The following is a 17,978-nucleotide window of genomic DNA, read 5'->3' on the forward strand; positions in this document are numbered from 1 at the left end:
CCTAACCTGAACGCTGTTCAAGTCCGATGCGAGGAGCACGGTGACGCGCGCAGGTCTCTCACCGCTGGCGTGGCTCGACGATGTCGAAAGGCAGCGGCGCGCCGCGGCGCTGAGGCGATCCCTGCGTGCGCGGCCACCGGTCAGCACCGAGCTCGACCTGGCCTCCAACGACTATCTGGGCCTGTCGCAGCATCCCGCGGTGATCGACGGCGGGGTGGCCGCGTTGCGTACCTGGGGTGCGGGTTCCACCGGATCGCGCCTTGTCACCGGAAACACCGAACTGCACGAGGGTTTCGAGCGGGCACTGGCCGGATTCGTCGGCGCGGAGGCTGCGCTGGTGTTCTCGTCCGGCTACACCGCCAACCTCGGCGCGGTCGTCGCATTGTCGGGTGCGGGGTCGCTGCTGGTGTCCGACGCGTTGACACACGCCTCGTTGGTCGACGCGTGCCGGTTGTCGCGGGCGCGGGTCGTCGTCACGCCACACCGCGACGTCGCCGCGGTGGAGGCGGCGTTGGCGGCGCGCGGCGAGGAGCGCGCGGTGGTACTGACGGACTCCGTCTTCTCCGCAGACGGTGACCTCGCACCGTTGCGCGCCCTGCACGATGCATGCCGTCGCCACGGCGCACTGCTGATCGTCGACGAGGCCCACGGTCTCGGTGTCCGCGGCACGGGCGGACGCGGCCTGTTGCACGAAGTCGGCCTGGCCGGTGCGCCCGACATCGTGATGACCACGACGCTGTCCAAAGCGCTGGGCAGCCAAGGCGGTGTGGTGCTGGGCCCGACGGTCGTGCGTGACCACCTGATCGACGCCGCGCGGCCGTTCATCTTCGACACCGGGCTGGCGCCCGCCGCCGTCGGTGCGGCCTGGGCTGCGCTCGACATTCTGGTCGCCGAGCCGTGGCGCGCACGGGCCGTGATCGACCGCGCCGCGGAGCTCGCATCGATCTGCTCGGTGTCGGAGCTTCCCGAATCGGCCGTCGTATCAGTGGTTCTCGGCGACGCAGACGTCGCCTTCGGCTCCGCGGTGGCATGCCTGGACCGCGGTGTGCGCGTGGGGTGCTTCCGGCCGCCGACGGTGCCGGCAGGCACATCGCGGCTGCGACTGACCGCGCGGGCGTCGCTGACCGACGACGAGATGCGGATGGCGGCCGAGGTGCTCACTGACGTGCTGGCGACCGCGCGCCGGTGAGCACGCTCCTCGTCACGGGCACCGACACCGGCGTCGGAAAGACGATCGCCACCGCAGCCCTGGCCTGCCACGCCCGGCTCGCGGGCATCGACGTCGCGGTGTGCAAACCCGTACAGACCGGCAGCCCCCACGACGACGACCTCGCCGACGTCGGGCGGCTCTCGGGTGTGACCCGGCTGCATGGCGGATGGCGATACCCGGAGCCGCTCGCGCCCGCCGCTGCCGCGCGCCGAGCGGGCATGACGCTGCCGACCCGCCCCGAACTGGTCGAGTCGGTGCGGTCCGCGGCCGCGTCGCTGACGCTGGTGGAGGGGGCCGGCGGGCTGCTCGTCGAGATCGGAGCGGGGACGACGCTGCGCGACCTCGCGGCCGACCTGGGTGCGCCGGTATTGGTGGTCGTCGGGGCCGGGCTCGGCACGCTCAACCACACCGCGCTGACACTGGAAGCGCTTGCACACGAAGGTATTCCGTGTGCCGGCCTGGTGATCGGCGCGTGGCCGTCGTCGCCGGGTGTCGCCGAGCAGGGCAACCGCGCGGCGCTGGCAGAGCTGGCTCCCGTGCGGGGGATTCTGCCTGCGGGTGCCGGCGCGCTGACCGCATGCGATTTCGAGCGCATGAGCGGCGACGCCTTCGGTTCCGCGTGGATCGAAAGCCTGGTCTAGACATGGTGCATTCGGTCGAGTTGGTCTTCGACCCGGACACGGATGCGAAGATCCGCGGTGTCTGGGATGACCTGACACGCGCCGGGATCCGCAGTCAGGCGAGCAACACGGCGCCGAGCAATCGGCCGCATGTCACGGTGACCGTCGCCGAGAGCCTCGACGAGGCGGCCAACGCCGCGCTACGTCCGGTGCTGAAGCGGCTGCCGCTGGTCTGCACCGTCGGGGCGCCGATGCTGTTCGGCAGTCGCGTCTTCACGCTGGTGCGGCTGGTGGTGCCCTCCGAAGAACTGCTGGCGTTGCATCGCCGAGTGCATGAGTTGTGCCTGCCGCACATGCCCAACGGCGTACTGGGCCATGCCGATCCGGGGCAGTGGACACCGCATGTGACGTTGGCGCGTCGCGTCGCACCCGACAAGCTGCCTGTGGCGCTGACACTGAAGTCGGTGGGCCGCGACATACGGGGAGCGGTGACCGGCCTGCGTCACTGGGACGGCGATAACCGGGTCGAGTATCCGATCAGCTGACCGTTGCGCCAACGCTTTTCGGCACGCACATCCGCCAACCGTCGATCACCAGCTCGCGAAGTTCGGTGTAACTGATCGCGTCAAGCCGGACAAGTATCCAGTTGAACCGCATCTCCGACTGGCGTGGCAGCGCGAACTTGTCGGGCTCGGCGGCCACCATCGCGGCCCGCTCCTCCTTGGGAAAGGCGACGCCCATCACCGTCTCGTCGCGCGAGAACGCGGCGTAGACGAGGCGCCCGACCCGGAACCTGATGCTGTCGCGGACCACCGCCTCGGACGACCGGGGCAGCGTCGCGGTGGTGCGTCGCACATCGTCGACGGTGATCACGTACCGAACGCTAGCCGAGTGCTACGACATCGCTGCTGATCTGCCATTTCGCGGCGGTCAGTCCGGTAACTTACGCCTCGGTGGCCAAGCAATCGGACGAGGATGCCGGGACTTCGGGTTGGAGTCCGGGCCGCCACCATTGGTGGACGACGACGGCGATCGCCATCATCGGCGCCATCGTCGGCGGCACATCGCTGATCATGAATTTCTTCTATCACCCGAGTCCGCCGCCGACGACCATCGACTCGGCGCACACGGAGTTCATGAAGTTGAGCTACTCCGACCGGATCGATCGGTGCGTGCCCTACATCTCCGAGCATGCTGCCGCCTGGCGCGACAAGTGGCGCGCCGCGCTCGACGACTCTGGAGGTTCGCGTCAGAAGGCACCCGTACCGTTTGCGGCCCTCGACGATGCGAACGCCACGGGCCAGGCGATCGTCAACACCTATCTGACCGTGGTCGACTATGCCGAGAAGTCGGCGCCCACCGACGAAGGCGAGAATCTGCTCTCGTGCGTGTACGCCCCCGTTTTGAAGATGGACCCGGCCCACACCTATCCAGATGTGGAATCTCTTGTCGGAAGCGGTAATGAAGCGCCCAAAGCCGACAACGTCGTCGTACATGAGAGCCCGCTCTACGACCAAGGTGAATTCGCCGGAGTGACAGCCGAGGGCCGCCCGAACAAGATCGTCGAGGTGCTCATTCGGCCCGGGCCAAGCGAAACGCACCGCCAGCTCGGCTTCGCGATGGTGGGCGGGCACGACGAGGGGGTTCGAATGTGGGCCCTCACCGCATCGATAGACGCCGGCGATCCTCGGTGGATGAACGACGTCGAGAATTACCGGGGCTTCTAGACCGGTTGATCTTGTCTGCCGCGGATTCCGCTGACGAGCAGGCCCACCCCGAAGCGGAACCGGGCGGACGCATCCTCGGTCAACACCGACTGGTCGCCTGGCAGGTCGGCGCCGGCGGCATCCCACTGCAGTCGCGACTGCTCGTCGACGGTGAAGCCCAGCACGTAATAGACGACGGTGCGGGCGGCCAGCTCGGCGTGGCCGTCGGGCACACCGGCGTCGCGTGCGGCCTCGGTGAGCCCTTCGAGGATCCGCGCCATCGCGGTCGACTGACCGGCCGCGAAGCTGGCCGACACCAGCTCGGCGCCGTCGGTATGCGACAACAGCGCATCGCGCAGCGCCACACAGACACTCGACACCCGCTCCCGCCAGGCCCCGGCGGCGTCACCGACGGGCTCGAGGATCCGGTCGGCGACCGCACCCAGCAGCTCCTGCTTGCTGGTGAAGTGCCAGTACAGCGCGCCGGGGGAGACCTCGAGCTCGCGTGCCAGCCGCCGCATGGTCAGGTCGGCCAGACCGTAGCTGTCCAACAGTGTCGCCGCCGCGGCCACCACGTCGCGTTTGTGAAGCTGCACGCCCGTACCCTAACCTGAACAGCGTTCAATTGTCGGCCCGCCGACGTGTTCAATTGTCGGCTCGCCGACGTGTTCAATCGTCGGCTCGCCGACGTGTGCAAGTACCGAGAGGTGATCAGTGAGCGACATTCTGGCAGTGGCCCGCGAGCAGGTGCTCGAGCGCGGCGAAGGCCTGAACCAGGACCAGACGCTGCAGGTGCTGCAGTTGCCGGATGATCGACTCGACGACCTGCTCGCGTTGGCGCACGAGGTGCGCATGGCGTGGTGCGGCCCCGACGTAGAGGTCGAGGGCATCATCAGCCTCAAGACCGGCGGCTGCCCCGAGGACTGTCACTTCTGTTCGCAGTCAGGACTTTTCGCCTCACCCGTGCGAAGCGCATGGCTGGATGTGCCGAGCCTGGTCGAGGCGGCCAAGCAGACCGCGAAGACCGGCGCGACCGAGTTTTGCATCGTGGCCGCCGTGCGCGGGCCCGACGAACGGCTGCTGGCACAGGTCGCCGCCGGCATCGAGGCGATCCGCAACGAGGTCGACATCCAGATCGCCTGCTCGCTGGGCATGTTGACCTCCGAACAGGTCGAGCAGCTCGCCGAGATGGGTGTGCACCGCTACAACCACAACCTCGAGACCGCGCGGTCGTTCTTCACCAACGTCGTCACCACGCACACGTGGGAAGAGCGCTGGGACACCCTGCAGATGGTCCGCGAGGCTGGCATGGAGGTGTGCTGCGGCGGGATTCTCGGTATGGGCGAAACCCTCGAACAGCGGGCCGAGTTCGCCGCCAACCTGGCTGAACTCGATCCGCACGAGGTGCCGCTGAACTTCCTCAACCCCCGGCCGGGCACCCCGTTCGGCGACCTCGACGTGCTACCTGCTGCCGATGCGCTGCGGGCCGTCGCGGCCTTCCGCCTTGCGCTGCCCCGCACCATGTTGCGCTTCGCCGGCGGCCGGGAGATCACCCTCGGCGACCTCGGCGCCAAGAAGGGGATTCTCGGCGGGATCAACGCCGTCATCGTCGGCAACTACCTGACCACACTGGGCCGGCCCGCCGAGTCCGACCTCGAACTGCTCGACGATCTGCAGATGCCGATCAAGGCGCTCAATGCGAGTCTCTGAGGCCGGCCGGTAGAACGTAGAAGTATGGCGTTCAACGTCTACACCGGCGAGCCCGACGGCACCGCTGTGCCGACCGCGGCCCAGCTGGGTCTGGAGCCGCCGCGGTTCTGCGCCGAATGCGGCAGGCGGATGATCGTGCAAGTGCGCCCCGACGGCTGGTCGGCCAAGTGCTCACGGCACGGGCTGACCGATTCCAAGGATCTGGAACAGCGATGAACGACGTTGCCCCGCCACGATTCTCACGTACCCGCGCAGCGCTGACGGTCGTCGTGGCACTCGTGGCGGCCGGTGCGCTGCTCGGCGCTCTGTGGGCGTTTCTGGCGCCGCCTGTCCACGGTGTCGTGGCGCTGACACGCGACGGTGACCGCGTCCGCGCACACCTGGGCAACGAAAGCGACCATTTCTTCGTGGCGGCTTTCCTGCTGGTCGGCATGCTCTGCGTCGTGGGGGCCATCGCCGCGGTGGCCGTGTGGCAGTGGCGCGCGCACCGCGGACCGGTGATGACAGCGGCACTGGCGACGGGATGCATGCTCGCCGCGGGTGTGGCCGCCGGTGTCGGGGCGCTCTTGGTGCGCCTGCGCTACGGGACTATCGACATGGCCGCCGCACCGGTGACACCCGAGAACCGCGTGCACTACGTCGTGGAGGCGCCGCCGGTCTTCTTCGGGTCCTCCCCGATACAGGCGGTGCTGACCATACTGTTTCCCGCCGCGGTCGCGGCGCTCGTCTACTCGCTGGCCGCGGTGTCCACCGCGCGCGACGATCTGGGTGCCTGGCCGCCTGTCGAGGTGCCTGCGTTCGTGCCCCCGCCGGCCGCGGCGGACGTCACAGCGGAGAGCGCTCCACCTTCCGGCCCGTCATCACCTTGAACGCGATGCGGACCAGCCGCGTCATTCCGACATAGGTCATCGGGTTCAGCAGCGTCGGCCAGGTCGTGCGGACCAGATGCTCCGACAACGGCTTACCGTCGAACCGGTCGATCAGCCAGCGCAGCGCCATCGGCGACGACATCGGGTGCAGCAACATGTGTTCGCTGAACATGTCGCGGTGATAGGTCACCGATGCGCCGCCACTGCGGTAGATCTCGCTGAGCTCGTCGATGTCGTCGACCGAGACGATCCTGTCGTGGACGGCCTGCACGATCAGCACGGGCGGGGTGGGCACCGCGGTGCCCAGCTTGATGCTGTCGAAGACGTGCTTGACCTCGGGCATATCGAGGATCTCATTCAGCGGCCGGTCGACCAGCTTGCCCATGTCCATGCCCGCGAACCGCAGCACGGCCTGGGCGGTGGTCATGTCCTGGATGCGCATCAACATCGCCTTGCCGGCGTCGGTGGCGTGCTCCTGGATGACCCGGTCCAGGTCCGGATAGACGTGGCTCAGCGCGGCCACCACCATCGCGGGCAGCCCCGAGTACAGGCTGCCGTTGAGCCGCCGGTAGGCGTGTCCGAGGTCGCCGACGGGCGAGCCGAGCACGGCGCCGACGATATTGAGCTCAGGGGCGTACTGGCTGTGCATCTCGGCCGCCCATGCCGACGCCAGCCCGCCGCCTGAGTAACCCCAGAGCCCGATCGGCGCCGATTCGTCCAGCCCGAGCCGTTCGCAGCTCACAGCCGCACGTAGGCCGTCGAGAATGCGGTATCCCGGCTCGTACGGCGTGCCCCACAGTCCGTGCGCGCCCTCGTGGTCGGGCACCGAAACGGCCCACCCTTCGGCGAGCGCGGCGGCGATCAGCAGGAACTCCAGCTGCGCGAGCGCGCCGGGAGCCAGCGCCTTGCGGCGCAGCGCGTAGGACGGGAAGCAGCGCGAGGACACCGCGTCGATCGCGCACTGGTAGGAGATCACCGGTATGACGTCGCGGTTCGTCCGCTCGGCGGGCACGATCACCGTGGTCACGGTGGCTTCCGCCGCACCGTTCATGTCGGTGGTGCGGTACAGCAGCTGGGTCGCGGTGAACTTCTGCGGAATCAGGCCGAAAAAGGCCAGCTCGACATCGCGACTGCGCAGCACCGTGCCCGGTTCGGCGTGCTGAAAGCCGCTCGGGGGCTCATAGAACGGGTCGTCGTCGGGACGCAGCGGACGGGAGCCGCGCGCCAGGTCCTGGTGGGGTACGTGCCCGATCCACTCGGCACCTGATGCTGGCGCGGCATTGCCCAGAGACATTCGGCCATTCTTACTTAAGGAACCGTTAAGAATCCAGTCGACTCACCCGGGCGGGCGCAGTGCGGCGAACTCGTCGGTCACGCGGTAGCGCGACTCGATGAACCGGAACAGCGCCGCCGGGCGGCCACCGCTGCGACCGGACCGCGCCGTGGTGCCCGTGCGGGTGATGACTTTTCGGCGTTCGAGCACGCGTTGCAGATTGGTGGCGTCGACGTGGTGGCCGAGCGCGGCGCTGTAGATGTCCCTCAATGCCGATATCGCGAATTCTGTTGGTGCCAGGGCGAAACCGATGTTGGTGTAGGAGAGTTTGGCGACGAGCCTGGTGCGCGCGTGCTCGACCATGGTGCCGTGGTCGAACGCCATCGGCGGCAGATCGTTGACCGGATGCCAGCGCGTGTCCGGCGGCAACTCCGGAACGGCGGGGGAGGGCACCAGCCCGAGGAAGGTCGACGCGATCGTCCGATCGCCGGGGACTCGACGGGGATCGGAGAACACGGCGAGCTGCTCGAGGTGGGCAAGCTCACGTAGGTCAACTTTCTCGGCCAGTTGACGGCGCACCGAGCTGGTCAGGTCCTCGTCGTCGCCGAGACGCCCGCCGGGAAGGGACCATTTTCCGCGTTGCGGATCGAGTGCGCGCTGCCACAACAGCACGTGAAGTGCTGGTTTCCGGTCGGTGTCCCCGTGAGTGACTTCGCGAACCTGGAACACGGCGGCGAGCACCTCGTGGGCGGTGCTAATATGTGCCATGTTTTCGATTATAAGTCGAAAACTCGATTCGGACGAAGGAGGCGGCCATGACGGTTCTGGACCGGATGCCCGCAGACAACCTCTCGAGCCGCATCGTCGACGGTCCCACCGGTTTCTCCGGGGTCGACGGCGACGAGGAGTGGGCCGCCGAGGTTCGCCGCCTTGCCGATCTGCGGGGCGCGACGTTGTTGGCGCACAATTATCAGTTGCCCGCCATCCAGGACGTCGCCGATCACGTCGGTGACTCGCTGGCGTTGTCGCGGATCGCCGCCGAGGTGCCCGAGGACACCATCGTGTTCTGCGGCGTGCACTTCATGGCCGAGACGGCCAAGATCCTGTCACCGGACAAGAGGGTGCTCATCCCGGACCAGCGAGCCGGCTGTTCGCTCGCCGACTCCATCACCGCCGACGAGCTGCGCGCATGGAAGGCCGAGCATCCCGGCGCGGTCGTGGTGTCCTACGTCAACACCACCGCGGCGGTGAAGGCCGAGACCGACATCTGCTGCACATCGTCGAATGCCGTCGAGGTGGTGGCGTCGATTCCCGAAGACCGCGAGGTGCTGTTCTGCCCGGACCAGTTCCTCGGTGCGCACGTCCGTCGCGTCACGGGGCGTAAGAACCTGCACGTGTGGGCGGGCGAGTGTCACGTGCACGCCGGGATCAACGGCGACGAGCTTGCCGACCAGGCTCGCTCTCACCCGGACGCCGAGCTGTTCGTTCATCCCGAATGCGGTTGCGCGACATCGGCGCTGTACCTCGCCGGCGAGGGCGCCTTCCCGGAGGACCGCGTCAAGATCCTGTCGACGGGCGGCATGCTGGACGCCGCGCGCGAGACCGGCGCACAGCAGGTGCTGGTCGCCACGGAGGTGGGGATGCTGCACCAGTTGCGCCGCGCCGCACCGGGTGTGGACTTCATGGCTGTCAACGACCGAGCGTCCTGCCGGTTCATGAAGATGATCACCCCCGCCGCGCTGCTGCGCTGCCTGGTGGAGGGCAAGGACGAGGTGCACGTCGATCCCGAGACCGCACGGCTGGCCCGGGCCAGCGTGCAACGCATGATCGCGATCGGCCAGCCCGGCGGCGGAGAATGACGCGCCCGGCGGCTTGCGGCGCCGGCAGGTGGGCCGGTCATTGGCAGCAGCGCGCCGACGTCGTGGTCATCGGGACCGGTGTGGCCGGCCTGGTGGCAGCCCTCGCCGCACAGCGCGCTGGCCGAAAAGTCTTGGTGCTCAGCAAGACCGGGGACACCGCGACGTTCTACGCCCAGGGCGGGATCGCCGTTGTGCTGCCCGACGCTCTGTGCGAGGACGGCGACTCGATCGAGGCGCACATCGCCGACACGCTTGCCGCGGGCGCGGGACTGTGTGATCCCGACGCCGTGCGCTCGATCGTGGCCGACGGGTACCGCGCGGTCGCCGAACTGGTCGAACACGGTGCACAGTTCGATGAGTCGACGCCGGGGACATGGTCACTGACCCGTGAGGGAGGGCATTCCCGACGCCGGATCATCCACGCCGGCGGCGACGCGACCGGCGCCGAGGTACAGCGAACCCTCAACGTCGCCGCGGCCACGCTGGACATTCGACCCAACCACGTCGCGGTGGAAATCCTGCACGACGCCGGAACGGTCACCGGTGTGCTGGTGCTCAACGACGACGGGTTCGGCGTGGTGCACGCACCGTCGGTGATCCTCGCGACCGGGGGACTGGGCCACCTGTACTCGGCGACAACCAATCCCGATGGGTCGACGGCAGACGGTATCGCGTTGGCCATTTGGGCCGGAGTTCCGGTCAGCGACATCGAGTTCGTCCAGTTCCACCCCACCATGCTCTTCGACGGGCACAACGCGGGCAGGCGCCCGCTGATCACCGAGGCGGTCCGCGGTGAGGGCGCGATACTCGTTGACTCGCAAGGTCGTTCGGTCACCGAGGGTATTCACCCGATGGGCGACCTGGCGCCGCGCGACGTGGTTGCCGCGGCGATCCAGGCCCGCATCGAGCAGACGGGCGCGCCCTGCGTGTTCCTCGACGCGCGGCGAATCGCCAACTTCGAGAGACGATTCCCGACGGTGACCGCGGCATGCCGAGCGGCCGGTATCGATCCCACGCTCGAGGCCATTCCCGTGCTACCGGGGGCGCACTACAGCTGCGGCGGTGTGGTCACCGATGTGCACGGACGCACCGAGCTCGCGGGGCTGTTTGCCGCGGGTGAGGTGGCGTGCACGGGTATGCATGGTGCGAACAGGCTGGCGTCGAACAGCCTGCTAGAGGGGCTCGTCGTCGGAGACAGAGCCGGAAAGGCCGCCGCCGCATACGCTTTGGCCGTCGGCCCGGTGACAGCGCGGCCTCCGGAGCCGGTGGTGCGGCGTACGCTGCCCCGTGCCGATCTGCAGCGGGCGATGACCAAGAACGCCGGGGTGGTCCGCGACGCCGACGGCCTGCGCATCCTGGCCAAGGAACTCGACACCGCGCCACCCCGGGTGATCGGCTCGCGCGCCGACTTCGAGGACGCCGCGCTGACTACTGCTGCGGTGGCGGTCGCCGCGGGTGCGTTGGCCCGGACTGAATCTCGGGGCTGCCATCATCGCCGCGACTACCCGGGCACCGACCCCGTCCGGGCACGCACGCTGGTCCCAGCAGGAGCGTGCTGCTGATGGAGCTGACCGCCGACGAGCTCACCGAGGCTCGCAGCGTCATCGCTCGTGCGCTCGAAGAGGATCTGCGGTACGGGCCCGATGTCACCACGCTGGCGACGGTGCCCGCCGACGCCAGGACCACAGCGTCCATGGTGGTCCGCGAGGCCGGTGTGATCGCGGGTGTGGACATCGCACTTCTTACGTTCGACGAGGTGATCGGTTGCGATAACTACCTGGTCAAGCATCGTGTCGAGGACGGTGCCCGGCTCGAACCGGGCGGTGTCGTGCTCACGGTCGAAGCCCCCACCCAGGGGCTGTTGACCGCTGAGCGCACCACGCTGAACCTGGTTTGTCACCTGTCGGGCATCGCGACCGCAACTGCGGCGTGGGTCGAGGCTGTCTCCGGGAGCGCGGCGAAGATCCGCGACACCCGTAAGACGTTGCCGGGCTTGCGCGCACTGCAGAAGTACGCGGTGCGCGTCGGCGGAGGGGTCAACCACCGTATGGGGCTCGGGGATGCGGCGCTGATCAAGGACAACCACGTTGCGGCGGCGGGGTCGGTGGTGGGGGCGCTGCGGGCGGTGCGCGCGTCCGCGCCGGAGCTCGAATGCGAGGTCGAGGTCGACTCCCTCGAGCAACTCGACGAAGTGCTGGCCGAGAACGTCGAACTCGTGCTGCTCGACAACTTTCCTGTATGGCAGACGCAGATCGCGGTGCAGCGCCGCGACTCTCGCTCACCTGCGACCAAACTGGAATCGTCGGGCGGGCTGTCGCTGGAAAGCGCAGCGGATTACGCGGGAACGGGTGTCGACTATCTCGCGGTGGGGGCGCTCACGCACTCGGTGCGGGTGCTCGATATCGGGCTCGATATCTGAATGGGCCGATAGCATCGGTCGCGTGGATGAGGATTCGTCGCGGCGCCTCACATTGTTGGTCGTCGTCAGCCTGGTTGTAGCCGTCGTCGCTTTGGCGCTCGCCGGATGGACGCTCTACAAGACCAGCCCGTCTGAGCCTGAATACGATTCGACTCAGGTCGCCGAGGCCAAGACCAAGATCTGTAGCGCCGCCGACGTCGTCCGGAAGGGCATCACGCTCAACACGAACATGCAACCCGAAGGCGGTCCACAGGACGTCACCGGCGCGCAGGCGGTGGCCGCCAATGCGCGCATCTCGTTGTACGACGGAGGTCAGTACCTGCTGGACCGGCTCGATCCGGCGACCCCGGTGGTGCTCGCGGAGAAAGTCGAAGAGTTCGCGAACAGTCTCATGGACATCGGCGCCAACGCTACCGCCGGAGTGCCCAATGATGATCCGGCGCAAACGAAGCGGCTGTCTGACGCCGACGCGCAGAACAAGAGCATCACCGAGCTCTGCAAGTAGCTCACCGGCTCAACAGCGTCCTGGCGGCGACTTTCGCGGAGTCGAGGGCGGTGGTGTCACCCGCGATCCGGGCGAGTATCAACGCACCCTCGATGAGTGCTATCAATGCCAGCGCAGTCTGCTCGGCGTCGTCCTGTGCCCACCCGTCGGCGTGCAGCCGATCCGCGATGGCCCGGCGCCAGCCGGCGAAGGCCGTTGCCGATGCCTGCCGAATCAGTGCGCTGGCGTCGACTGACTCGGTGGCGATCGGTTCGATCGGGCAGCCGTCGCGTGGATCGGAGGTCAGTCCCAAGGCCATCAGGTCGATCCAGCCGTCGATGAGGTCGGATACGGGGGAGCCGGCGGCCAGCAGATCCCGCAGTCGCTGCTCGATGTCGGCGCCGACGCGCTCTACCACGGCGGCCGCCAGCTGCTGCTTGCCCTCGGGGAAGTGGTGGTATAGCGAGCCTGCTTTCACGTCGGCGAGCTCGAGGATCTGGTTGACGCCGGTCGCTGCGTAGCCCTGCCTGCGGAACAGCTGTGCCGCGGTGTCGATCAGGGCGGTGCGGCTGCGGTCCGGACGAGGCATGCCTTGACTTTACTAGAAAGATCGCTCAAGAATAGTTGAGCGATCACTAAAGAAAGGGCCGACCATGCAACAGCTGATGCTCGAAGACGCCGGTACATACGCGTGGCGCGAGGCGCCCGATCCACAACTCGCCGGGCCGGGACAGGCGCTCGTCAGGCCAATCGCCGTTGCGTGCTGCGACCTCGACGTTGCGGTGGTGCAGGGTCGGCTCCCGATGCCGCCCGGTCATGCGGTCGGACATGAGGGAGTAGCCGAGGTGGTCGCGATCGGCGACGACGTCCGCAGCGTCGCGGTCGGTGCGCGGGTCGTCGTGCCGTTCCAGATCAGCTGCGGTGAGTGCAGTGCGTGTCTGCGCGGCGCGACCGGATCGTGTGCGTCCTTGCCGCTGATGGCGACATATGGGATGGCGCCGCTGTCGGGTCTCGACGGCGGGGGTTTCATGGCCGACCTGGTGCTGGTGCCCTACGCCGACGCGATGCTGCTGCCGTTGCCCGATGGCGCCGATCCTGTTGCCGTCGCTTCGATGTCGGACAACATCCCCGACGGCTGGCGCGGTGTCGGGCCGTATCGGAAGGAGCTTGCTCTGCTTTCACCGGCCGACCGCAGGGTGCTGGTCGTGGGGCGGCTGTCGATCGGCTTGTACGCGGCGGCGACGGCAGCCGCGGCCGGTGTGCACGTCGACTACGTCGACACCGACCCGCATCGGCTCGCGGGGGCCGAGAAGTTGGGCGCGACCGTGCACGACCGCGAAAAGCCCGACAAGACCGCCGAACCGTATCCGGTGACGGTGCACACGTCGGCGGACCCGGCGCTGTTGGCGGCGACTCTGCGGGCGACCTGGCCGGACGGAGTGTGCACGGACACCGGCATCTACTACCAGGGCGCGGTGGACATGCCGCTGCTGTCGATGTACACCCGCGGCGTGCGCTTCGTCACCGGGCGGGTCAATGCTCGCGCGGTACTCCCGGAGGTGTTGGAACTGTCTGCCGGGCAGGACCTTTTGCCTGCCGTCGAACGTGTGGTGCCGTGGGAGGAGGCGCCGCAGGCGTGGCCGAGTATGACGGGCAAGACGGTGTTCAGCCGGTTGTAGCTCAGGCGATATCGGCGACGAAGACGCCCATCTTCTTGGCTTGAAGGCGGGCCATGAACGGAAGCCCGTCCGCGTCACCGCCGGCCGGCACGATCCGCGGGTTGACCAGATGCAAGTCTTGGCGGGCATGGCGTAGGTCTGCCTCGCCGGCGGCCAGCACGTTCTTCACCCAGTCGGTTTTCCCGTGCCCGAGTGCGACGGCCACGGTGTTTCCCTTGCGATAGACAGTGACGATCGTCTCGTACGGTTTTCCGGATTTGCGGCCGCGGTGTTTGATCATCGCCATCCCGGGCATCAGTCGAGAAAGCGGTCTGATCATTCTATTCAGGTACTTGACCTGCAGGTTCTCAAACCACGGCGGAAATACCATAGGCACGCCGGGCGCGTTATTCGGGTGCTCGCTGGCTCGCATGGTGCCTCCATAACCAATTTGGTCTGCTCTGGGAGAATGGACACCGTGAATCTATCGCCGGGCCCGATCGCCCGCATCGATCTGCGGGGTGCGCAGCTTTCTGCCGCGCGCTTGCGATCCGCCCTGCCGCGCGGCGGCGTGGACGTGGACACGGTGGTGCCAAAGGTGCGCCCGATCGTCGACGCGGTCGCCGCACGCGGAGCCGAGGCGGCGCTGGAATACGGCGAATCGTTCGACGGTGTGCGCCCCGCGCAGGTTCGCGTACCGGCTTCTGAGCTGCAGAAGGCCCTCGCCGAACTGCCCACCGATGTCCGCGCCGCGCTCGAGGTCGCCATCGAACGCGCCCGCGCGGTCCACGCCGACCAGCGCCGTATCGATACGACGACGACGCTCGCCCCGGGCGCCACGGTCACCGAACGTTGGGTACCGGTCGAGCGCGTCGGCCTGTACGTGCCCGGCGGCAACGCGGTCTACCCATCCAGCGTCGTGATGAATGTCGTGCCTGCGCAGACCGCGGGTGTCGACTCGCTGGTGATCGCCAGCCCGCCGCAGGCGGAGTTCGGCGGCCTGCCGCACCCGACCATCCTGGCCGCCGCCGCGCTGCTGGGCGTCGACGAGGTCTGGGCGGTCGGCGGGGCGCAGTCCATCGCGCTGCTGGCATACGGCGGCGCCGACACCGACGGCGCCGAACTTGCGCCGGTCGACATGATCACGGGCCCGGGCAACATCTACGTCACCGCCGCCAAGCGCATCTGCCGCTCGCAGGTCGGCATCGACGCCGAAGCCGGACCCACCGAAATCGCGATCCTGGCCGACCACACCGCCGACCCCACCCACGTCGCCGCGGATCTGATCAGCCAGGCCGAACATGACGAGATGGCGGCCAGCGTGCTGGTCACCCCGAGCGTGGAGTTGGCCGACGCAACGGACCGCGAGTTGGCCAACCAGCTACAGACGACGGTGCACCGCGAGCGGGTCACCGCCGCGCTGCGCGGAAAGCAGTCCGCCATCGTGCTCGTCGACGATCTCGAGGCCGGCATCCGAACCGTGAACGCCTACGCTGCCGAGCACCTCGAGATCCAGACCCTCGACGCCCGCGAGGTGGCCGGTCGAATCCGTTCCGCTGGCGCCATTTTCGTCGGCCCGTATGCACCGGTCAGCCTCGGTGACTACTGTGCGGGATCCAACCACGTGCTGCCCACCGCGGGCTGTGCCCGTCACTCCAGCGGGTTGTCGGTGCAGACGTTCCTGCGCGGTATCCACGTCGTCGATTACGACGAGGCAGCTCTGAAAGACGTTTCCGGCTACGTGATTACTCTTGCCGAAGCCGAGAATCTGCCCGCGCACGGTGAAGCGGTGCGGCGGAGGTTCGAAAGGTGACGCTCGGAAAGAAGGCGACGCTCGACGATCTACCGCTGCGGGCCGATCTGCGCGGTAAATCGCCGTACGGCGCACCCCAATTGGACGTCCCGGTGCGGTTGAACACCAATGAGAACCCGCATCCGCCGACCCAGGCCCTGATCGACGATGTGACGGCGTCCGTCGCCGCGGTCGCGGGGGAGCTGCATCGGTACCCGGACCGCGATGCGGTGGCGCTGCGCACCGATCTGGCTGCTTACCTCTCGGCGCAGACCCGAACTCCGCTGACCGTTGAAAACCTCTGGGCGGCAAACGGTTCCAACGAAATCCTGCAGCAACTCCTGCAGGCCTTCGGCGGGCCGGGCCGCAGCGCGATCGGATTCGTGCCCTCCTACTCGATGCACCCGATCATCTCCGACGGCACGCAGACCCAGTGGCTGGTGGCCAACCGGGCCGATGACTTCAGCCTCGACATCGACGTGGCGGTGCACGCGGTCAAGCGGCACACCCCCGACATCGTGTTCATTGCGAGTCCGAATAATCCTTCGGGACAAAGCGTTCCGCTTGACGATCTCCGCCGGCTGCTCGACGCGATGAGCACCGGCATGATGATCGTCGACGAAGCGTACGGCGAGTTCTCGTCACAGCCCAGCGCGGTGCGTCTGATCGACGAGTATCCAACCCGGCTCGTGGTCACCCGCACGATGAGCAAGGCGTTCGCGTTCGCCGGCGGTCGACTCGGGTATCTGATCGCCGCACCCGCGGTGATCGACGCGATGCTGCTCGTCCGCCTGCCGTATCACCTGTCGTCGGTGACGCAGGCCGCCGCCCGCGCCGCGCTGCGCCACGCCGACGACACCCTCGGCAGCGTCGCCACTCTCATCGCCGAACGCAACCGCGTCACAGAAGCCCTGTCGGAGATGGGTTTCCGAGTGATCGACAGCGATGCCAACTTCGTGCTGTTCGGCGAGTTCGCCGACGCCCCCGCCACCTGGCAGCGCTACCTGGACGCGGGCATCCTCGTCCGCGACGTCGGCATCCCCGGCTATCTGCGCGCCACCACCGGTCTGGCCGAGGAGAACGACGCGCTGCTGGCCGCCAGCGCGCGCCTGGCCGAGACCGAACTATCCCCAGTAGGAGCACCGTGAACGAACCCCGCCGCGCGACGATCGAGCGTAAGACCAAAGAGTCCGACATCGTCGTCGAACTGAACCTGGACGGCACCGGGCAGGTGCACGTCGACACCGGTGTGCCGTTCTTCGACCACATGCTGACCGCCCTTGGCAGTCACGCGAGTTTCGACCTGACCGTGCGGGCCAAGGGTGACGTCGAGATCGAAGGCCACCACACCATCGAGGACACCGCGATCGTGCTGGGGCAGGCCCTCGGGCAGGCGCTGGGCGACAAGAAGGGTATCCGCCGGTTCGGCGACGCGTGGATCCCGATGGACGAGACCCTCGCGCACGCCGCCGTCGATGTATCGGGCCGGGCGTACTGCGTGCACACCGGCGAACCGGATCACATGCTGCACTTCACGATCGCCGGTTCCTCGGCGCCGTACCACACCGTGGTCAACCGGCACGTGTTCGAGTCGGTGGCGATGAATGCGCGCATTGCGCTGCACGTGCGCACGATCTACGGACGCGACCCCCACCACATCACCGAGGCGCAGTACAAGGCCGTCGCACGCGCGCTGCGCCAAGCTGTCGAGTACGACCCGCGGGTGACCGGTGTGCCGTCGACGAAAGGCACTCTGTGACAACCAAAGTCGTGATACTGGATTACGGTTCGGGCAACCTTCGGTCCGCTCAACGCGCTTTGGAGCGCGTCGGTGCCGACGTCACGGTGACATCCGACGCCGACGCCGCGATGAACGCCGACGGCCTCGTGGTGCCCGGCGTCGGCGCCTTCGAGGCGTGCATGGCCGGCCTGCGCAAGATCGACGGCCCGAAGCTGATCGCCGACCGGGTGGCGGCCGGGCGCCCCGTGCTCGGCGTCTGTGTCGGTATGCAGATTTTGTTCTCCCGCGGCGTGGAGTTCGGGGTCGAGACCACCGGCTGCGGCCAATGGCCCGGTGCGGTGGTGCGACTCGACGCGCCGGTGATCCCGCACATGGGCTGGAACGTGGTCGACGCGCCCGCAGCCAGCACATTGTTCGCCGGAATGGAGGCGGACACCCGCTTCTATTTCGTGCACTCGTACGCCGCCCAGCAGTGGGAGGGCGACCCGGCCGCGAAACTGACATGGGCCACGCACCACGTGCCGTTCCTGGCCGCCGTCGAGGACGGGCCACTGTCGGCCACGCAGTTCCACCCGGAGAAGAGCGGCGACGCCGGTGCCGCGTTACTCGCCAACTGGGTGAAGGCATTAGGTTGACC

General features: G+C 67.9%; 22 protein-coding genes. 16 read left to right on the top strand and 6 right to left on the bottom strand.

Annotated elements, in window-relative coordinates; genetic code table 11:
• Nucleotides 1-40: 40 nt before the first annotated feature.
• The 3 genes from A5759_RS23295 to A5759_RS23305 are packed head-to-tail and all read left to right on the top strand — an operon-like array spanning nucleotide 41 to nucleotide 2,375.
• Entirely contained in the window at nucleotides 41-1,189 is a 1,149-nt protein-coding gene (locus A5759_RS23295) for an 8-amino-7-oxononanoate synthase (protein ID WP_068201596.1), read from the top strand.
• Nucleotides 1,186-1,851 carry a dethiobiotin synthase gene (bioD, locus tag A5759_RS23300; protein ID WP_068201599.1) on the top strand — a complete coding sequence of 222 codons (666 nt, stop codon included), beginning with the start codon at nucleotides 1,186-1,188 and terminating at the stop codon, nucleotides 1,849-1,851. Before A5759_RS23295 ends, bioD begins: the two co-directional genes overlap by 4 nt.
• A gap of 2 nt (nucleotides 1,852-1,853) precedes the next feature.
• Entirely contained in the window at nucleotides 1,854-2,375 is a 522-nt protein-coding gene (locus tag A5759_RS23305) for a 2'-5' RNA ligase family protein (RefSeq protein ID WP_068201602.1), read from the top strand.
• Here the strand turns inward: A5759_RS23305 and A5759_RS23310 are convergent.
• Complete coding sequence (locus A5759_RS23310; protein ID WP_068201603.1) at nucleotides 2,368-2,703, bottom strand: MmcQ/YjbR family DNA-binding protein; 336 nt, start codon at nucleotides 2,701-2,703, stop codon at nucleotides 2,368-2,370. The two genes, A5759_RS23305 and A5759_RS23310, sit on opposite strands and share 8 nt — an antisense overlap.
• An 80-nt stretch (nucleotides 2,704-2,783) precedes the next feature.
• Here A5759_RS23310 and A5759_RS23315 point away from each other — a divergent pair, with 80 nt between their 5' ends.
• Nucleotides 2,784-3,557 (top strand): hypothetical protein, encoded by a 774-nt coding sequence (locus A5759_RS23315; protein ID WP_068201604.1) that lies wholly within the window; start codon nucleotides 2,784-2,786, stop codon nucleotides 3,555-3,557.
• Here the strand turns inward: A5759_RS23315 and A5759_RS23320 are convergent.
• Nucleotides 3,554-4,132, bottom strand: a complete 579-nt coding sequence (locus A5759_RS23320) for a TetR/AcrR family transcriptional regulator (RefSeq protein WP_068201606.1) — start codon at nucleotides 4,130-4,132, stop codon at nucleotides 3,554-3,556. The genes A5759_RS23315 and A5759_RS23320 overlap by 4 nt on opposite strands.
• A 118-nt stretch (nucleotides 4,133-4,250) precedes the next feature.
• Between A5759_RS23320 and bioB the strand changes: the two genes are divergently transcribed.
• The 3 genes from bioB to A5759_RS23335 are packed head-to-tail and all read left to right on the top strand — an operon-like array spanning nucleotide 4,251 to nucleotide 6,115.
• The gene (bioB, locus tag A5759_RS23325; protein WP_066850314.1) at nucleotides 4,251-5,246 is read left to right on the top strand and encodes a biotin synthase BioB; all 996 of its coding nucleotides are present in this window, start codon (nucleotides 4,251-4,253) and stop codon (nucleotides 5,244-5,246) included.
• Between the two features lie 24 nt (nucleotides 5,247-5,270).
• Entirely contained in the window at nucleotides 5,271-5,462 is a 192-nt protein-coding gene (locus tag A5759_RS23330) for a hypothetical protein (protein ID WP_064395549.1), read from the top strand.
• Entirely contained in the window at nucleotides 5,459-6,115 is a 657-nt protein-coding gene (locus A5759_RS23335) for a DUF2567 domain-containing protein (protein WP_068201607.1), read from the top strand. Before A5759_RS23330 ends, A5759_RS23335 begins: the two co-directional genes overlap by 4 nt.
• Here the strand turns inward: A5759_RS23335 and A5759_RS23340 are convergent.
• Together A5759_RS23340 and A5759_RS23345 are read right to left on the bottom strand one after the other, a co-directional pair.
• Nucleotides 6,072-7,409 carry a lipase family protein gene (locus A5759_RS23340; RefSeq protein ID WP_068201608.1) on the bottom strand — a complete coding sequence of 446 codons (1,338 nt, stop codon included), beginning with the start codon at nucleotides 7,407-7,409 and terminating at the stop codon, nucleotides 6,072-6,074. The genes A5759_RS23335 and A5759_RS23340 overlap by 44 nt on opposite strands.
• A 42-nt stretch (nucleotides 7,410-7,451) precedes the next feature.
• Nucleotides 7,452-8,156, bottom strand: coding sequence for an NUDIX domain-containing protein (locus A5759_RS23345; RefSeq protein ID WP_068201610.1), 705 nt, complete (start codon nucleotides 8,154-8,156; stop codon nucleotides 7,452-7,454).
• 47 nt (nucleotides 8,157-8,203) lie between these two features.
• Here A5759_RS23345 and nadA point away from each other — a divergent pair, with 47 nt between their 5' ends.
• From nadA to A5759_RS23365, 4 genes are read left to right on the top strand one after another with little or no spacing between them, the layout of a single operon-like run.
• On the top strand, nucleotides 8,204-9,247 hold the full coding sequence (nadA, locus tag A5759_RS23350; protein WP_068201612.1) for a quinolinate synthase NadA: 1,044 nt from the start codon (nucleotides 8,204-8,206) through the stop codon (nucleotides 9,245-9,247).
• Nucleotides 9,244-10,809 carry an L-aspartate oxidase gene (locus A5759_RS23355; protein ID WP_068201613.1) on the top strand — a complete coding sequence of 522 codons (1,566 nt, stop codon included), beginning with the start codon at nucleotides 9,244-9,246 and terminating at the stop codon, nucleotides 10,807-10,809. The genes nadA and A5759_RS23355 overlap by 4 nt, the downstream gene beginning before the upstream one ends.
• Nucleotides 10,809-11,666: a carboxylating nicotinate-nucleotide diphosphorylase gene (gene nadC / locus A5759_RS23360; protein WP_068201646.1), complete on the top strand. Its 858-nt coding sequence runs from the start codon at nucleotides 10,809-10,811 to the stop codon at nucleotides 11,664-11,666. Before A5759_RS23355 ends, nadC begins: the two co-directional genes overlap by 1 nt.
• A 22-nt stretch (nucleotides 11,667-11,688) precedes the next feature.
• Nucleotides 11,689-12,171, top strand: a complete 483-nt coding sequence (locus tag A5759_RS23365) for a hypothetical protein (protein ID WP_068201614.1) — start codon at nucleotides 11,689-11,691, stop codon at nucleotides 12,169-12,171.
• Nucleotide 12,172: 1 nt separating this feature from the next.
• Here A5759_RS23365 and A5759_RS23370 read toward each other — a convergent pair whose 3' ends face one another.
• On the bottom strand, nucleotides 12,173-12,739 hold the full coding sequence (locus A5759_RS23370; protein ID WP_068201615.1) for a TetR/AcrR family transcriptional regulator: 567 nt from the start codon (nucleotides 12,737-12,739) through the stop codon (nucleotides 12,173-12,175).
• Between the two features lie 64 nt (nucleotides 12,740-12,803).
• Here A5759_RS23370 and A5759_RS23375 point away from each other — a divergent pair, with 64 nt between their 5' ends.
• Nucleotides 12,804-13,829 carry a zinc-binding dehydrogenase gene (locus tag A5759_RS23375; RefSeq protein WP_068201616.1) on the top strand — a complete coding sequence of 342 codons (1,026 nt, stop codon included), beginning with the start codon at nucleotides 12,804-12,806 and terminating at the stop codon, nucleotides 13,827-13,829.
• Nucleotide 13,830: 1 nt separating this feature from the next.
• Here A5759_RS23375 and A5759_RS23380 read toward each other — a convergent pair whose 3' ends face one another.
• A complete protein-coding gene (locus A5759_RS23380; protein ID WP_066850284.1) occupies nucleotides 13,831-14,241 on the bottom strand; it encodes a nitroreductase family deazaflavin-dependent oxidoreductase in 411 nt (136 codons plus the stop codon).
• A 36-nt stretch (nucleotides 14,242-14,277) separates the two neighbouring features.
• On the opposite strand from A5759_RS23380, the gene hisD reads away from it, so the two are divergent.
• The 4 genes from hisD to hisH are packed head-to-tail and all read left to right on the top strand — an operon-like array spanning nucleotide 14,278 to nucleotide 17,976.
• Nucleotides 14,278-15,621 (top strand): histidinol dehydrogenase, encoded by a 1,344-nt coding sequence (gene hisD, locus A5759_RS23385; RefSeq protein ID WP_197506176.1) that lies wholly within the window; start codon nucleotides 14,278-14,280, stop codon nucleotides 15,619-15,621.
• On the top strand, nucleotides 15,618-16,748 hold the full coding sequence (locus tag A5759_RS23390; RefSeq protein ID WP_068201617.1) for a histidinol-phosphate transaminase: 1,131 nt from the start codon (nucleotides 15,618-15,620) through the stop codon (nucleotides 16,746-16,748). The genes hisD and A5759_RS23390 overlap by 4 nt, the downstream gene beginning before the upstream one ends.
• Nucleotides 16,727-17,359, top strand: a complete 633-nt coding sequence (gene hisB, locus A5759_RS23395) for an imidazoleglycerol-phosphate dehydratase HisB (RefSeq protein ID WP_197506185.1) — start codon at nucleotides 16,727-16,729, stop codon at nucleotides 17,357-17,359. Before A5759_RS23390 ends, hisB begins: the two co-directional genes overlap by 22 nt.
• A complete protein-coding gene (gene hisH, locus A5759_RS23400) occupies nucleotides 17,356-17,976 on the top strand; it encodes an imidazole glycerol phosphate synthase subunit HisH (RefSeq protein ID WP_064428504.1) in 621 nt (206 codons plus the stop codon). Before hisB ends, hisH begins: the two co-directional genes overlap by 4 nt.
• Nucleotides 17,977-17,978 lie beyond the last annotated feature (2 nt).

It is taken from the genome of Mycobacterium sp. 852014-52144_SCH5372336 (assembly GCF_001665615.1).
Taxonomy (GTDB): domain Bacteria; phylum Actinomycetota; class Actinomycetes; order Mycobacteriales; family Mycobacteriaceae; genus Mycobacterium; species Mycobacterium neumannii_A.

Bases quoted from the DNA above. Each gene is read 5' to 3' on its own strand.
- A5759_RS23345 (WP_068201610.1), bottom strand. From the start codon at position 8,156: ATGGCACATATTAGCACCGCCCACGAGGTGCTCGCCGCCGTGTTCCAG.
- hisD (WP_197506176.1), top strand. From the start codon at position 14,278: ATGGACACCGTGAATCTATCGCCGGGCCCGATCGCCCGCATCGATCTG.
- nadA (WP_068201612.1), top strand. From the start codon at position 8,204: ATGACGGTTCTGGACCGGATGCCCGCAGACAACCTCTCGAGCCGCATC.
- A5759_RS23335 (WP_068201607.1), top strand. From the start codon at position 5,459: ATGAACGACGTTGCCCCGCCACGATTCTCACGTACCCGCGCAGCGCTG.
- A5759_RS23380 (WP_066850284.1), bottom strand. From the start codon at position 14,241: ATGCGAGCCAGCGAGCACCCGAATAACGCGCCCGGCGTGCCTATGGTA.
- A5759_RS23330 (WP_064395549.1), top strand. From the start codon at position 5,271: ATGGCGTTCAACGTCTACACCGGCGAGCCCGACGGCACCGCTGTGCCG.
- A5759_RS23370 (WP_068201615.1), bottom strand. From the start codon at position 12,739: ATGCCTCGTCCGGACCGCAGCCGCACCGCCCTGATCGACACCGCGGCA.
- nadC (WP_068201646.1), top strand. From the start codon at position 10,809: ATGGAGCTGACCGCCGACGAGCTCACCGAGGCTCGCAGCGTCATCGCT.
- A5759_RS23355 (WP_068201613.1), top strand. From the start codon at position 9,244: ATGACGCGCCCGGCGGCTTGCGGCGCCGGCAGGTGGGCCGGTCATTGG.
- A5759_RS23375 (WP_068201616.1), top strand. From the start codon at position 12,804: ATGCAACAGCTGATGCTCGAAGACGCCGGTACATACGCGTGGCGCGAG.
- A5759_RS23340 (WP_068201608.1), bottom strand. From the start codon at position 7,409: ATGTCTCTGGGCAATGCCGCGCCAGCATCAGGTGCCGAGTGGATCGGG.
- A5759_RS23305 (WP_068201602.1), top strand. From the start codon at position 1,854: ATGGTGCATTCGGTCGAGTTGGTCTTCGACCCGGACACGGATGCGAAG.